This window comes from Streptomyces sp. NPDC048479 (assembly GCF_040651435.1).
Lineage (GTDB): Bacteria > Actinomycetota > Actinomycetes > Streptomycetales > Streptomycetaceae > Streptomyces.
Map to the genome: position 1 here is coordinate 1 of NZ_JBEZKA010000117.1, position 1,629 is coordinate 1,629.

The 1,629-nt window shown below is 66.7% G+C and carries 1 protein-coding gene and 1 pseudogene; both read left to right on the forward strand.

The features are described 5' to 3' along the window. Window positions 1-94 (forward strand): annotated as a pseudogene (locus AB0D12_RS41275) (transposase); the annotation flags it as partial. A gap of 219 nt (window positions 95-313) precedes the next feature. Next, window positions 314-1,528 (forward strand): IS110 family transposase, encoded by a 1,215-nt coding sequence (locus AB0D12_RS41280; protein ID WP_362695237.1) that lies wholly within the window; start codon window positions 314-316, stop codon window positions 1,526-1,528. Window positions 1,529-1,629: the final 101 nt, after the last annotated feature.

The window sequence follows — 1,629 nt, forward strand, 5'->3', positions numbered from 1 at the left end:
CGCGAAGGGCCTGACGACCGGTGAGGTGCAGGCCCACCTGGCCCAGGTCTATGGCACCGACGTCTCCCGCCAGACCATTTCGACCATCACCGACAGTGATAGTGGTATCCGGGTGCCCGGTGGTCGTGGCTCTATCACTGACTGACGCCCTGCTGGGCTGTCTCTACCTTGGTCTGTCCGGCTGCCGGGGTCCCTTTCCCGAGGCTCCGGCCGGGTGGATCATGACCTAATAGGAGCCTGGCCAGAGGCCCCCTCACTGTCCTGTCTGCCCCATCCGGCCGGAGTCACCTCCGGTGAGGAAGGCATCTCCAGCATGACAGGAACAGACACTGCGGACGCTGTTGAGGAGATAGTGGTCGGCGGGGTGGACTCGCACGCCGACACTATTCACGTCGGTGTGGTCACCGACCACGGTGGGCATCTCGCCGACGCCGAGTTTCCCACAACGGCCGCCGGCTACAAGGCTGCGATTGCTTTCCTGACCGCACACGGCACCATTGCCGCAGTAGGGGTGGAGGGCACCTCCTCCTACGGCTCGGGCTTCACTCACGCGGCCCAGCACGCTGGTCTGACCGTGGTCGAGGTCAACCGGCCAGACAAGGCCGAGCGCCGCAGGATCGGCAAGTCCGACCCCATCGACGCCTACGCCGCTGCCCGCGCGGTCGTTTCCGGCCGGGCCACCAGCGCCCCCAAGGGCGATGCCATCAACGGAATCCGGTCTCTGCACAATGCCGCACGATCTGCGATCAAGGCCCGTACGGCAACGCTGAACCAGATCGGGCACATCCTGATCAGCGCGCCCGACGACATCCGGGTGAAGTACGAGGTGCTGCAAGGCGACAAGCGCATCGAAGCCCTCACCCGCCTCCGTCTGGGCGACGACCCCGCCCGGGTCCCGATCCTGACCGCTCTGCGAACGCTCGCCCGACGCGTCAAGAACCTGACCGAGGAGCACGACACCCTCACCGCGGCGCTGGATGCCCTGGTCACCCATCTCAACCCGGACTTACGCGCCGCCTACGGAGTCGGTCCTGACACCGCGACACAGCTGCTGATCACGGCCGGCGACAACCCCAACCGCCTGCGCACCGAGGCTTCTTTCGCAGCCTTGTGCGGCGCCGCCCCGGTCCCCGCCTCCAGCGGCAAGTCCAACCGTCACCGGCTCTCCCGCGGTGGGGACCGCGCGGCCAACGCGGCCCTTTACCGGATCGCACTCGTCCGGATGGCCCGTGACCGGCACACCCGCGACTACGTCGAACGGCAAACCAAAGCCGGGCGGACGAAGAAGGAGATCATTCGCCTCCTCAAACGCGCCATCGCGCGGGAGATCTTCCGCTACCTCACCACGACGGTCACGGTTCCCGAGATCGCTGACCTCAGGCCGGCCCGCCAAGCCAAGAACATCACGCTCACCGCTGCCGCGAACCACTTCGGGGTCTGGCCTGCCGTCATCTCCAACATCGAACGAGGCCATCGCCGCGACGATGCCTTCGCCGCCTCCTACCGCGACTGGCTCACCGCCGCTTGACCAACGATAGGAGTCGACCGTTCACCTGCGGTGACGCCCCGCAGGCGTGAAAATCGGTACAGGGGCTGTCCGCCGACGCCGTTTGATGTTTGGGCCGTGAG